The 13,594-nt window shown below is 62.9% G+C and carries 12 protein-coding genes; 9 read left to right on the top strand and 3 right to left on the bottom strand.

The genetic code is table 11. From position 1 onward, the window contains the following. The first annotated feature begins 9 nt into the window (after positions 1 to 9). The 3 genes from R2E40_RS02760 to R2E40_RS02750 all read left to right on the top strand — a co-directional run bounded on the left by R2E40_RS02760 (position 10) and on the right by R2E40_RS02750 (position 1,592). Positions 10 to 405, top strand: a complete 396-nt coding sequence (locus tag R2E40_RS02760) for a nitrous oxide-stimulated promoter family protein (protein ID WP_026080215.1) — start codon at positions 10 to 12, stop codon at positions 403 to 405. A gap of 120 nt (positions 406 to 525) precedes the next feature. Next, positions 526 to 978 (top strand): GNAT family N-acetyltransferase, encoded by a 453-nt coding sequence (locus R2E40_RS02755; RefSeq protein WP_011704532.1) that lies wholly within the window; start codon positions 526 to 528, stop codon positions 976 to 978. 137 nt (positions 979 to 1,115) lie between these two features. Beyond that, a complete protein-coding gene (locus tag R2E40_RS02750) occupies positions 1,116 to 1,592 on the top strand; it encodes a glycine zipper 2TM domain-containing protein (RefSeq protein WP_005308463.1) in 477 nt (158 codons plus the stop codon). A gap of 74 nt (positions 1,593 to 1,666) precedes the next feature. Here R2E40_RS02750 and R2E40_RS02745 read toward each other — a convergent pair whose 3' ends face one another. From R2E40_RS02745 to R2E40_RS02735, 3 genes are all read right to left on the bottom strand, one after another. Then, positions 1,667 to 3,646 carry a bifunctional 2',3'-cyclic-nucleotide 2'-phosphodiesterase/3'-nucleotidase gene (locus R2E40_RS02745; RefSeq protein WP_029301886.1) on the bottom strand — a complete coding sequence of 660 codons (1,980 nt, stop codon included), beginning with the start codon at positions 3,644 to 3,646 and terminating at the stop codon, positions 1,667 to 1,669. 127 nt (positions 3,647 to 3,773) lie between these two features. Continuing rightward, positions 3,774 to 4,394 carry an L-lysine exporter gene (gene lysE / locus R2E40_RS02740; RefSeq protein ID WP_011704530.1) on the bottom strand — a complete coding sequence of 207 codons (621 nt, stop codon included), beginning with the start codon at positions 4,392 to 4,394 and terminating at the stop codon, positions 3,774 to 3,776. Between the two features lie 213 nt (positions 4,395 to 4,607). Further along, positions 4,608 to 5,390 (bottom strand): LuxR family transcriptional regulator, encoded by a 783-nt coding sequence (locus tag R2E40_RS02735; RefSeq protein WP_005315931.1) that lies wholly within the window; start codon positions 5,388 to 5,390, stop codon positions 4,608 to 4,610. 62 nt (positions 5,391 to 5,452) lie between these two features. Here R2E40_RS02735 and R2E40_RS02730 point away from each other — a divergent pair, with 62 nt between their 5' ends. From R2E40_RS02730 to R2E40_RS02705, 6 genes are all read left to right on the top strand, one after another. Beyond that, a complete protein-coding gene (locus R2E40_RS02730) occupies positions 5,453 to 6,076 on the top strand; it encodes an acyl-homoserine-lactone synthase (protein ID WP_011704528.1) in 624 nt (207 codons plus the stop codon). A 267-nt stretch (positions 6,077 to 6,343) separates the two neighbouring features. Continuing rightward, on the top strand, positions 6,344 to 7,243 hold the full coding sequence (locus R2E40_RS02725) for a LysR family transcriptional regulator ArgP (RefSeq protein WP_318164711.1): 900 nt from the start codon (positions 6,344 to 6,346) through the stop codon (positions 7,241 to 7,243). Positions 7,244 to 7,343: 100 nt separating this feature from the next. After that, entirely contained in the window at positions 7,344 to 9,365 is a 2,022-nt protein-coding gene (locus R2E40_RS02720; protein WP_318164710.1) for an exoribonuclease II, read from the top strand. Between the two features lie 188 nt (positions 9,366 to 9,553). Then, positions 9,554 to 10,147, top strand: a complete 594-nt coding sequence (locus R2E40_RS02715) for a TetR/AcrR family transcriptional regulator (RefSeq protein WP_318164709.1) — start codon at positions 9,554 to 9,556, stop codon at positions 10,145 to 10,147. 21 nt (positions 10,148 to 10,168) lie between these two features. Continuing rightward, on the top strand, positions 10,169 to 11,215 hold the full coding sequence (locus R2E40_RS02710; protein ID WP_318164708.1) for a DUF418 domain-containing protein: 1,047 nt from the start codon (positions 10,169 to 10,171) through the stop codon (positions 11,213 to 11,215). Positions 11,216 to 11,669: 454 nt separating this feature from the next. After that, positions 11,670 to 13,592, top strand: a complete 1,923-nt coding sequence (locus R2E40_RS02705; protein ID WP_318164707.1) for a PTS mannitol transporter subunit IICBA — start codon at positions 11,670 to 11,672, stop codon at positions 13,590 to 13,592. The last annotated feature ends 2 nt before the right edge of the window (positions 13,593 to 13,594 follow it).

Here is a 13,594-nt window from a genome sequence, read left to right as displayed (position 1 = left end):
ATGCCCTGCATGACGACCCATCACTCCCACCCCGCGCGCCCGGCCCGTGCCGACAAGGCGCCCGTGCATCCCAGGCTCAAGCGGGAGCAGCAGACGGTCAGCGCCATGATCCGCCTCTACTGCGACCATCATCATCAGGACCCCGCCTGCCGGCACTGCCAGCAGTTGCAGGAGTTCGCCCACCAGCGGCTGCGCCGCTGCCGCTATGGTCATGGCCACAAGCCCACCTGTGCCAACTGCCACATCCACTGCTATGCCCCGGCCATGCGCAAGCAGATCCAGCTGGTGATGAAGTGGAGCGGCCCGCGCATGCTGTGGCATCACCCCTGGCTGGCCCTTCGCCACCTGCTGGACAGCCGTCGCAAGGCCCCCAAACGACCGGGCAGCCGTCCCCTGCCGCCCTGAATCGGGGCTGCCCTGCCGCTCAGCGCCTCAGACCCGCTTGCATCAGTCCGGCGGGCCCACTACCCTGTGGCTCCTTTTTGACTGCCGCCCGGCAGCACGTACGACACCACAGGAGCCCGGATGCACCAGCCCCCCGTTTTGAGAGTGGCGCGCCACACCGACATGCACGCCATCTGGCAGATCGACGTCAATGTATTCGGGGAGGATGTCTATCCCGGCTTCTTCTTCCGCCAGGCCATGGATCTGTGGCCCGAGCTGCTGCTGGTGGCCGAGCTGGACGGCAAGCTGCTGGGCTATGCCTTGGGCGGACTGGGACAGGATCGGTCGCAGGGCTGGCTGCTCTCCTTGGCGGTGCTGCCGGAGGCGCGCGGCTTCGGCCTGGCCGAACGCATGATGCTGCAGGTGGAGCAGTCACTGCTGACACTGGGGATCGAGCGGGTCAGACTAACGGTGGATCCGGCCAATCCGGCTCAGCGCCTCTACTTTCGACTCGGTTATCAACAGCTGGCCGAGGAGCGTGACTATTTCGGCCCGGGCGAGGATCGCCTGCTGCTGGAAAAACGGCTCGGCTGAACTGGCAGTGACGGGGTTTGCGGGGCCCAGGCCTTATAATTGGTTACACTTTGCTGGTTTCATGCTCAATCCGGTTGGCGTAGAGTTGAATCACTGACCGAACAAACCAGATTAGATGCCAGCCCAGGAGGCCCATCATGTTGAAACGCATTACCCTCATCGCCCTGTTGGCCACCACCACCGCCACCACCCTCAGCGGCTGTGCCAACAGCGACGTCTACTCCGGTGACGTCTACACCAAGGATCGCGCCAAGCAGGTGCAGACCGTCAGCTACGGCACCATCCTCTCCACTCGCCCGGTCAAGATCCAGGCCGATGAGAACTCGCTGATCGGCACCATCGGCGGTGCCGTGGTCGGCGGCCTGCTTGGCAGCACCATTGGCGGCGGGCGCGGCAGCGACATCGCCGCAGCCGGTGGCGCCATCGCGGGTGCGGCAGCGGGCAAAGCAGCCGGTGACAAGCTCAACCAGGTGGACGGTGTCGAACTCGAGATCAAGAAAGAAAACGGCGAATCCATCGTGGTGGTGCAAAAGGCCAGCCCCACCTTCGTACCGGGCGCCCGGGTACGCATGACTCAGGGCAACGGCACCATCAACGTGGCCGTGGTCAACTAAGCCCTCGGAACCCTCCGCCCATGAAAAAGCCCTCGCACTGCGAGGGCTTTTTTTATTGCCATGTCGGCCGGGAATTACTGACGGATCAGCCGGAAGATGGCGTAACCAGGGTGCTGGGCGTCATCCATCGGCAGGGTGGACTTGTACTCCAGATCCGCACCGGCCAGCTGCTTGGCCTCCTCACGGGGCGAGGAGTAGAGCCGCACGTCCACGTTGGCCGGCAGGGCCTTCATGTGCCAGTTGTTGTTGGCCGCCGGGCTGAAGCCGGCCGGGTTGTCGGCAGACTGGGCCTTCAGGTACTGGGCGATGATCTCGCGCGTCTCGAAGGGGTCTTCATGCACTATGTTGCTGCCGTCGATGCCCGGGAAGTGGCCGCCGCCGCTGGCGCGGTAGTTGTTGGTCACCACGTAGAACTTCTGGGCCGGATCGATGGGCTGGCCGTTGAAGGTGAGGCTGCTGATGCGCTGGCCGTCGCTGACCTTGGCCCCTTCCTTGTTGTAACGGGCCGGCTGGGTGATATCCACCTCGTAGTTGACCCCGTCGATCACGTCGAAGTTGTAGGTGGGGAACTTCTCGTTCACCAGCCACTGCACCTCGGTCTTGCCGGTGTCGATCTGGTTGAACTGGCCGGCACTCATCTCCAGCCACTCTTTGACGGTGGCCCCGTTCACCTCGACCACCTGCAGGGTGTTCGGATAGATGTAGAGGTCGGAGACGTTGCGCAGGGAGATGTCACCCTGAGCCACATAGGTGAAGTCATTGATGCCGTTACGACCGCCACGGAACGGGGCCGCCACCGACAGGATGGGGTAGGACTCCTTGAGCAGACCATCTTTTTGCAACTGCTCGGCATGCTTGCGCTGGGCATCGCTCACCAGTTGCACCGAAGGATCATCCTGCACCAGGGCGAAGAAGCTGTGGATGGAGGAGGTGATCTTGCCGAGCGGCTCGTCCAGCCACTGGTTGGTGGCGTCGTGGTCGGCCTGCACCAGGTCCACCACCCGTTGATCCACCGCGCTGCCTTCGCTGGAGTCGATCTTGCGCAGGCTGGCCTGGCTCTGTTTCACCTGCCACTTGCCGTCCACCTGCTCCAGCTTGAGGTCGATGATGCCGAGGTGGTTGCCCCAGTAACCCGGCATCACGGTCGGAATGCCGCTCAGGGTGCCGGCCTTGTTGTCCACCTCCGGCAGATCCGGGAAGTCACCCGGGAAGTTCTTGTGGGCGTGGCCCAGCATCAGGGCATCCACCCCTTTCACCTTGGCCAGGTGCCAGGCGGAGTTCTCCATCATGGCCTCGTAGCTGCTGGCGTTGATGCCGGTGTGGGCCACCACTACCACGATATCGGCGCCCTTGGCGCGCAGCTCGGGCACATAGTGGTTGGCGGTCTCGACCATGTCGGCCACCACCACCTTGCCTTCCAGATGGCGCTTGTCCCACTGCAGCACCTGCGGCGGGGTCAGCCCCAGGATGCCGACCTTGACGGTCTGCAACTGGCCCTTGTCATCCTTCACCTTGCGCTCCAGCAGCAGGTAGGGGGTGAACTTGTTGCCGCTCCAGTCTATTTGCCCCTTGGCATCGCGCTTGAAGGCGCCCGCCTCGAACACGTTGGCGTTCACATAGGGGAACTTGGCTCCCTGCAGGGTCTTGGTGAGGTAATCCAGCCCGTAGTTGAATTCGTGGTTGCCCAGGTTGCCGGCATCGTAGCCGAGCTCGTTCATCGCCTTGAACACCGGGTGAGCCTGCTTGTCGAGGTAACCGGCACCGGACTGCTCGAAGATGTAGTCCGCCAGCGGCGTGCCCTGGATCAGGTCGCCGTTGTCGAGCAGCAGGTTGTTGGGGTTTTCGGCGCGGGCCGCGCGGATCAGCAGCGCGGTGCGGGAGAGGCCAAACTTGCGATCTTCCTTGTTCTGGTAGTAGTCGTAGCCCAGCACGTTGGAGTGGATATCGGAGGTCTGGATCAGACGCAGGGCAACCTCACCCGGTTGCGCCTTGCTGTCGTTTTCATTGCTACAGGCAGATAACAGCACGATGGCTGCAATAGCACCCAGCTTCATGGTTTTATTCACTGTCTTGTCCCTTTTATTATGAGTGTCGCTTTACCAGCGACGGGAATTTAACAGACGAATATGTCAGCGCATGAAGCCGGGATTAATTTTTATGAGGTGCGGCACAAAAATAGCCTTATGACGCCAGCAGAGCCCCGCTCGCCAGCTGCAACGCCAGCCCCAGCATGATGAAACCAACAATAGTATCAATAGCTTGCTGAACCCTGCCGCGCGCGAGCCAGGGCGAGAGGGCGGCCGCCCCGAACGCCAGGCTGTAGAACCAGACCAGTGAGGCCAGCATGGCCCCCGCCGCAAAGGCCGGCCGCAACTCTTCGGCAAACTGGCTGCCGAAGGAGCCGAGCAACATCAGGGTATCCAGGTAGACGTGGGGGTTGAGCAGGGTCACCCCGAGGGTCATGGCCAGCACGCTCTTGACTCCCATCAACTGGGGCGAGTCCGCCAGCTTGGCTCCCTGCCCGCGCCAGGCACTGCGCAGGGAACGGATACCGAACCAGCCGAGAAACAGCACGCCGCCCCAGGTCAACAGGGCCAGGCCGATCGGGCTGGCCGCCAGCAGGTTGGCCCCGCCAAACACCCCGATGCCGATCAGCACGAGATCGCACAGGCAGCAGAGGGTCGCCGTCAGCAGGTGGTGATTGCGGTGGATGCCCCGACTCAGCACGAAGGCATTCTGGGCACCGATGGGAATGATCATGGCAAGGCCGAGGGTGAAGCCTTGCAGGGTGGTAGCAAACATGGATGAACCGTCCAGCAGAGTGATTGGACGGCACTATAAGGGGGGCAGTTCTATTTAGAGAAATTCATTGATCTGCTGAGCCATTGGTTTTGCTAATGACTGCAGGGCAGGCATAACCCCTTCGGGGCAGAAGGGCCGCCATTCGGCCATGACTGTCAATTGCAGGATCTGACAATTGTTAGCCAATCACTCTGCCCCGAGAATCATCGGGTTTTATTGCATCAGCTTGGGGAAGTTGGTGACCACGACCTGCTCGAGATTGGGCAGCAAAATGCCACTGCTCACCCCCTTGGCGATGGCCTGGTAGCGATTCATCGACCCCGTTTTACGGGTGACCTGATTGAGGTGGTAGTTCACGGTTCGCTCCGTGATCCCCAGGATGCAGGCGATTTCACCCGACGTTTTCCCTTCACTGGCCCAGAACAGGCATTCGGTCTCCCGGTCAGTCAGGGCCTCCTGAGGGTCATCTTCCCGCAGACTGACCCGCACAATCCGGATCGCCGCCTCGAAGATGTAGTTGGACATCCAGGAGAGGATGGGCGAGGACTCCAGCAGCAGATCGCTCGATGCCCGCTCGGCGGTGATGAACGACAGTATGCCGTTCTCCCCTGCCGCACCGTGCAACGGGAACGAAATTCCGTTGCGCAGCCCGAACTCCGCCGCCAACCCCATCACGTCAAGACTGCCCTCTTGCAGAAAACGCGCCCGCTCATCCAGCCGGTTCCAGTAAATGGGCAAGGTCTGCTTGCGGGCCAATTGAATGATGGGATCACAGGCCAGCATATGGTTGGCCGTGTAGGCCTGCACCCAGGAGTCTGGGCACTGGTTGAACAGCACCACCTTGGGTCTTTGCATCGACATGGGAATGATCAGCGCAAACCGGTAGTAGTCGTAACCCATACCGAGCGTGAACCGACCGATCAACTCGGCCAAACGATCCCCGTCCGTTACCGAAGTGAAATGTTCGAGGTACTCAAGCAGTTGGTCTTGTTTCATATGCTAGCCCCCCTGGCCAGGGCCTCGATTATAGCGCCGAACACTGAAATGGAGACATCTGAATGCTTGTTTTCAAAGGAAAATTAAAAGAACACCCCAGATGGGAGGTAGAAAACGAGCTTTATCGCTTTCGCAATCGCGTCTTCTCCGATCGCCTCGGCTGGGATGTGGAATCCCACCGTGGTCTGGAGCAGGACAGTTTCGATACCCCTGACACCCACTGGGTGCTGATCGAAGACGAGGAAGGCCTGTGCGGCTGCATCCGTCTGCTCAGCTGTGCCCAGGATTACATGCTGCCCAGCATCTTCCCCACCGCCCTCGCCGGTGAAGCCCCGCCGCGCAGCAACGACGTGTGGGAGCTGACCCGCCTCGCCATCGATGCCGAACGGGCTCCCCGGCTCGGCAACGGCATCAGCGAACTGACCTGCATCATCTTCCGCGAGGTCTATGCCTTCGCCAAGGCGCAGGGGATCCGCGAGCTGGTTGCCGTGGTCAGCCTGCCGGTAGAGCGGATCTTCCGCCGCCTCGGTCTGCCCATCGAACGGCTCGGTCACCGCCAGGCGGTGGATCTGGGCGCCGTGCGCGGGGTCGGGATCCGCTTCCATCTGGACGAGCGCTTCGCCCGTGCCGTCGGCCAGCCCTTGCAGGGTGCCTATGACGAGGCGCGCGAACTGGTCACCGAATAAAGACGACGCAAAAAAATCCCGGGGTAAGACCCGGGATTAAAAGTTCTCGCTATGGCCCGTTTCCACCCCATGCAAAAACGGACGCAAAAGAGTATCTCCTGAATACCTTTTGACCACCACTGTCACATCTCACAGTGACAAACCCGCTTTGACCCCACAGCCCTTGTCACGCCTGGTCTGCCGACATTTTCAGCGATCCCCGGTTGTTCTCCCGCCACCACTTGAGTAGCATCCCTTCTCAATTCCCTCTGTTGATAAGGCGTGCTGATGAAGGCGTTGGATTACAAGCTGCTGCTGGCGCTGGATGCGGTGATGCAGGAGCAGAACTTCGAGCGGGCCGCCCAGCGCCTGCACATCACCCAGTCCGCCATCTCCCAGCGCATCAAGCAGCTGGAGCAGCAGTTTGCCGAACCGCTGCTGATTCGCGGCCAGCCGCTGCAGGCCACCGCGCTCGGGCAGAAGCTGCTGGCCCACTACCGTCAGGTGCGCCAGCTGGAGCTGGAGCTGGCCGGCGAACTCTCCCCCGCCGAGCCGCAGGCGCCGATCCGGGTCAGCATCGCCGTCAACGCCGACAGCCTGGCTACCTGGTTTCTGCCGGCCCTGGCACCGCTGCTGGAGCAGCACCCCATCGAGCTCAACCTGCTGGTGGATGACGAGAGCCGCACCCTGGATCGGGTACGCGAGGGGCAGGCGTTCGGCGCCGTCAGCCTGCACGGCCAGCCGCTGGCCGGCTGCTGCGTCGACGAGCTCGGCGAGATGCGCTATCTGCTCACCGCCAGCCCCGCCTTCGTTGCCCGCCACTTCCCGCAGGGGCTGACCCTGGCTGCGCTGGCCCAGGCGCCGGCGGTGGCCTTCGATCAGCGCGACGACATGCACGTCAGCTACATGGCCCGCCACTTCGGGCTGGAGCCCGGCGGCTACCCCTGCCACACGGTGCGCTCGTCCGAGGCCTTCGTCGCCATGGCCGAACAGGGACTGGCCTGCTGCCTGATCCCGGAATTGCAGATCCGCCGCCAGCTGGCGGAAGGCAGTCTGCTCGATCTCAGCCCGGACCAGCATCTGGTCGAGCGGCTCTACTGGCACCGCTGGGTGCTGGAACGGGGGTTGCACAAACAGATATCCCAGCGCCTGATCGAGCAGGGTCGTCGGGCACTGCAACCCGGCTGAACCGGCCATTCACCTTGGCTTTGGAGGGGTAAAAACGTATAGTGCTGGGCGATCCGTCATCAGGTCTCCACCCAGGTTTTCCACTTCAGGTTCCTCACTTATGTTCCAAGACAATCCGCTGCTGGCCCAGCTCAAGCAACAAATCCGCGAAAACATCCCCAAGAAAGAGGGTGTGATCCGCGCCTCCGATCGGGGCTTCGGCTTCCTGGAGGTCGATGAGAAGACCAGCTATTTCGTGCCGCCTCCCTACATGAAGAAGGTGATGCACGGTGACCGGGTGAGCGCCCTGATCCGCACCGAAAAAGAGAAGGAAGTGGCCGAGCCGGATGCCCTGCTGGAGCAGTCCGTCACCCGTTTCGTGGCCCGCGTCAAGATGTTCCGCGACCGCCTCAACGTGGTCGCCGATCACCCGCTGATCAAGGACGCCATCAAGGCCCGCGTCAAGAAGGGGCTGGACGAGAAAGAGTTCAAGGAAGGGGACTGGGTGGTTGCCACCCTCAAGCGTCACGCCCTGGTGGACGGCAACTTCTCCGCCGAGATCACCCAGAAGATCGCCGCCCAGGAAGATCACAACGTGCCCTGGTGGGTGGTGCTGGCGCGCCACAACCTGGCCCAGGTCGAGCCGGCGGATCTGCCGGAGTGGAAGGTGATCGAAGAGGAAGAGCTGCCCCGCACCGATCTGACCGCGACCCCTTTCTTCACCATCGACGGCGCCAAGACCAAGGACATGGACGATGCCCTGGCCATCCGCAAGCTGGACAACGGCTGGGAGCTGCTGGTCGCCATTGCCGACCCGACCGCCTATGTGGCCGAAGGGAGCGAGCTGGACAAGGAGGCCGCCCAGCGCGCCTTCACCGTCTACATGCCGGGTCGCAACGTGCCCATGATCCCGCGCACCCTCTCCGACGAGCTCTGCTCCCTGAAAGAGGGCGAGGAGCGCAACACCCTGTGCGCCCGCCTGCTGATCGCCGAGGATGGCCTGCTGCTGGAGGAGACCGAGTTCTTCGCCGCCCGCATCTGCTCCCACGCCCGCCTCAACTATGACGACGTTTCCGATTGGGCCGAACACGGCAAGCAGCTGGATATCGACGCCGGCGTGCTGGCCCAGCTGCCGCTGATGAAGGCGATGACCGAGGCGCGCATCAAGTGGCGCACCGAACACGCCCTGGTGTTCCCGGACCGCCCCGACTACGACTTCGAGCTGGGCGAGAACGGCGCTGTGCTGGCCATCCACGTCGAGCCGCGCCGCATCGCCAACCGCATGGTGGAAGAGTCGATGATCGCCGCCAACATCTGCGCCGGCCGCGTGCTGGGCAAGAGCGTCGGCTACGGCATCTTCAACGTCCACACCGGCTTTGACGAGGAGTCCCTCGACGGCGCCATCGACCTGCTCAAAAGCGCCGAGGCCCCGTTCGAGAAAGAAGAGATCGCCAGCCTATCCGGCTTCTGCGCCCTGCGCCGCTGGATCGACAGCCTGGACACCCGCTGGCTGGACGGCAAGATCCGCCGCTTCCAGAGCTATGCGCTGATGTCCGCCGAACCGGGCGCCCACTACGGCCTGGGGCTGGATGCCTACGCCACCTGGACCTCACCGATCCGCAAGTACGGCGACATGGTCAACCATCGCCTGCTCAAGGCCGTCATCGCCGGCAAGACCCCGGGTGAGCGCCCGAGCCTGGAGCTCACCGAGCACCTGACCGCCTGCCGCCGCCTGCACCGCATGGTGGAGCGTGACATCGGCGACTGGCTCTATGTCCGCTACCTCAAGGCCGATGCCGGCACCGACAAGGTGTTCAACGCCGAGATCATCGACGTGATGCGCGCCGGCCTCAAGCTGCGTCTGCGCGAGAACGGTGCCGTGGTGTTCATGCCCGCCCGCCATATCCTCGACAACAAGGATCGGCTGGAGTGCAACTGGGACAACGGCCGCGTCTATCTGGACAAGACCGAGGTGGTCTACGAGCTCGGCCAGATCATCGAGGTCAAGCTGACCGAAGCGGTGGAAGAGACCCGCTCCCTCATCGCCAAGCCGGCGGTGGAGCTGGTACCTGGCCCGGCGCCGGTCGCCCCCATCAGCGAGGCCGATGCCGCGCCTGCTGACGAGGCGCCCAAGGCCGAATAAACCAGGCCCCCTCACCTTGTAAAAAGCCCGCACTCTGCGGGCTTTTTTATTGGACCATGCCACCCGCCGAGTCCGGTGATCACTTTTTGTACGCTCCGAGCTTGCCAGTTGCTCGTTACGGGCATAGAGTGAACCCACAAATGAACGAACGTTCGCTCATGGTAAATTTTCAGGCAAGAGGCATCCCCATGACCACCAACAACCTGCGGCTGGAGCAGCGGCGCGAGCAGATCATCCAGGCGGCGCTCGGCTGCTTCATCGAGCGAGGCTTCCACCAGACCGGCATGCGCGACATCGCCGCCGCCGCCGGGGTGAGCCTCGGCAACCTCTACAACCACTTCGCCCGCAAGGAGGAGCTGATCGCCCTGATCGCCTCGCTGGAGGCGGCCGAGCTGCAACCCCTGCTGGATGAGCTGGTCCAGGGGCCGGCCCGGGCGGCGCTGGCCCGCTTCGCCGCCGGCTACCTCGCCTGGTCGCTGGCCCCGGAGAACCTGCTGCTCGGCACCGAGATCCTGGCCGAGCTGACCCGCCATCCGGAGATGGCAGCCACCTTCGCCAGCAACCAGCGCCAGCTGTGCGATGCCCTGGCAGCGACGGTGCACCGTGGCCAGCAGGCGGGGGAGCTGGCCGCACATCTGCTGCCGGATCTCACCGCCCAGCTGTTGCTGGACGCACTGGAGGGGCAGGCGGTGCGCCACGCCCTGGCCCTGCATCCAGAGCAGGCACCGGTAGAGCAAAGGTTGCCATTCCTGCTGGACCAGCTGCTCGGCCCGGCCCGCTGATCACCCCAAGGAGTCACCACCATGACGACACCGCACAATCGACTGGAAGGACTGGATCTGGCCCGCGCCATGGCGCTTATCGGCATGGTGCTGGTGAACTTTCGCATCGCCATGGGGGTATTGGCGGGGGGGCAGACCTGGCTCAAACCCCTGCTGGATGCACTGGAGGGGCGCTCCGCCGCCAGCTTCGTGGTGCTGGCCGGCATCGGGCTGGGGCTGTCGACCCGCAAGCTGGCGTGGTCGGCGGCCATGAGCCACACCGCCAGGCGGGCCCTGTTCCTGCTGATCGTGGGGCTGCTCAACTACCTGGTGTTTCCGGCCGACATCATCCACTACTACGCCGTCTACTTTCTGCTGGGGGCCTGCTGTCTCCGGCTTTCCTCCCCCTGGCTGCTGGCCCTGATCCCGCTGCTGGCGGCAAGCTTCGTCGGCCTGCTGTTCCTGCTCGATTACGATCGGGGCTGGCAGTGGCACAGCTTCAGCTATCCCGAGTTCTGGACCCTGGCCGGCTTCATCCGCAATCTGCTGTTCAACGGCTGGCACCCCGTGGTGCCCTGGCTGGGCTTTCTGCTCTACGGCCTCTGGCTGAGCCGCCAATCTCTGGCCAATCCGGTCACCCAGCGCTGGCTGCTGGCCGGCGGGGTGAGTGCCATGGCGCTGGCCAAGGGGCTGTCGCTCTGGTTGCCGACCCTCTTGCCGAACCCCGAGCTGGCGCCACTGCTGGCGACCCAGCCCATTCCCCCGGCGCCGCTCTACCTGCTGTTCGGCATGGGTGCGGCCAGTACCCTGATCGCCCTCTGCCTCTGGCTGGGACGCGCCCTGCCCGAAGCCCGCTGGTGGCGAGTGTGGCTGCCGGTCGGCCGGCAGACCCTGACCCTCTATCTGGCCCACATCATGTTCGGCATGGGAGTACTGGAGGCGATCGGCTGGCTGCAGGGGCAGGATCTGCCCGAGGTGGTGCTGGCCGCCAGCCTCTTCGCCCTGGCGGCGCTGCTGTTTGCCAATCTATGGAGTCTGCGCTTCGAGCGAGGCCCTCTGGAGTGGCTGATGCGTCGGCTCTGCGGCTGAAGAACATCATGAAAAACTGAAAGTGGGTTACAAAATAATTGATTCATTGGTTACTTGAATATGGATTTAACCAATCCATCGTCATCACCCTCAGTTTTCAGGTCAGGCGAATTGCTCCAATTGAATACAAATAATGAAAGTGAGAAATAGATCACATTGACATCAGGTTTGCGCAAACATCAAAGAGTGATTTGCATCACATAAAAACGATGCTGGCGGCAACAAAGATCGAAATGTAGCCGAAATACAGAGAGTGAATGTGATCGACATCACCATGAAGGGAGGGGGGAGGTCGGGGTATTTGAGAACTGCGTCACAAGACACCCCGTTTTCAGCCTAATTTGATCACAAGCTGGTAGATTGAAGTTGCTTAGACGACAGGGATGGCGGTTCGGCAAAACCGGCCAGCCCGACTACCACTTTTAATCAAACAGGCTTAAAACGGGGTCCCGACATGTTATCACCGGATACCAAAGTCAAGATACAGAATTTTGGACGCTTCCTGTCCAATATGGTCATGCCCAACATAGGCGCCTTCATCGCCTGGGGCTTTATTACCGCCCTCTTCATCCCCACCGGCTGGCTGCCGAGCGAAACCTTGGCCAAGCTGGTCGGCCCCATGATCACCTATCTGCTGCCGCTGCTGATTGGCTATACCGGCGGCAAGCTGATGGGCGGTGAGCGCGGCGGCGTGGTCGGTGCCATCACCACCATGGGCGTCATCGTGGGGACCGACATTCCCATGTTCATGGGTGCCATGATGGTCGGCCCGCTCGGTGGCTGGGCCATCAAGCGTTTCGACAAGGCGATGGAAGGTCGCGTCAAGAGCGGCTTCGAGATGCTGGTCAACAACTTCTCCGCCGGCCTCATCGGCATGCTGCTGGCGATCCTCGCCTTCTTCGTGATCGGCCCCTTCGTCAAGGTGCTCTCCGGCGTACTGGCCGGTGGCGTCGGCTTCCTGGTGGACAACAACCTGCTGCCGCTCACCTCCATCTTCGTCGAGCCGGCCAAGATCCTGTTCCTCAACAACGCCATCAACCACGGCATCTTCTCGCCGCTGGGGATCCAGCAAGCCACCGAGCACGGCCGCTCCATCTTCTTCCTGATCGAAGCGAACCCGGGCCCGGGCATGGGCGTGCTGCTGGCCTACATGGTGTTCGGTCGCGGCGCCGCCAAGCAGTCCGCTGCCGGTGCCTCCATCATTCACTTCTTCGGCGGCATCCACGAGATCTACTTCCCGTATGTACTGATGAACCCGCGCCTGATCCTGGCGGTGATCGCCGGCGGCATGACCGGGGTGTTCACCCTGACCCTGTTCAACGCAGGTCTGGTCTCCCCCGCCTCACCGGGTTCCATCTTCGCCGTGCTGTTGATGACACCGAAAGCCTCCCTGATCGGGGTTGCTCTCTCCATCATCTGCTCGACCCTGGTCTCCTTCCTGGTCGCCGCCGTGTTCGTGCGTGCCCAGCAGCCGGAAGCCGACGAGGCCGATGCCCTCGGTGAAGCCACCCGCAAGATGAAAGCCATGAAGGGTGCCAAGCCCGAGACCGCAGCGGCCAAGAAGCCGGGCGGTGAACTGATGGCAGTGCGCAACATCGTGGTCGCCTGCGATGCGGGCATGGGCTCCAGCGCCATGGGCGCCGGCCTGCTGCGCAAGCGGGTGCAGGCCGCCGGCCTCGACATCAGCGTCACCAACCGCGCCATCGATCAGCTCGACGATCAGGTGGACTGGGTCATCACCCACAAGGATCTGACCGCGCGGGCCCGTCGCCATGCGCCGCACGCCTACCACATCTCGCTCACCAACTTCCTCGACAACGGTCTCTATCAGGAGCTGGTACAGAGCCTGACCCAGGCCGCCAACGATGACGTTGCCAACCCGCAACTGCTGGTGGCCGCCAACGACGACAGCTACGAGCCGCAGACCGCTGAAGTGTTCACCCTGAGCCGTCATGACGTGCACCTGGGGCTCAAGGCCGACAACAAGGAGGCCGCCATCCGGGCTGCCGGCAAGCTGCTGGCGGAGCGGGGCTACGTGGCGCCCGACTACGTCAACGCCATGCTGGAGCGCGAACAGCTGGTCTCCACCTACCTCGGCGAATCCATCGCCGTGCCGCACGGCACCATCGCCGCCAAGGAGTTTGTGAAGCGCACCGGCATCGTCATCTGCCAATACCCGGCCGGGGTTGCCTTCGGCGAGGCGGCCGATGAAGTGGCGCGGCTGGTGATCGGCATCGCCGCCCGCAACGACGAACACATGCAGGTGATAACCCGCCTGACCAATGCACTGGACGAACCCGGCCTCATCGACCGGCTGGCCAGCACCCAGGATCCCCAGGAATTCCTGGATCTGCTGGGTGCCGAACAGGCTGCCTGATC

Origin of the sequence: Aeromonas sp. CD, assembly GCF_033349375.1 — a bacterium.
Lineage (GTDB): Bacteria > Pseudomonadota > Gammaproteobacteria > Enterobacterales > Aeromonadaceae > Aeromonas > Aeromonas hydrophila.
The sequence above is the reverse complement of the archived record's forward strand: the minus strand, read 5'-3'. Positions and strand labels throughout refer to the sequence as shown.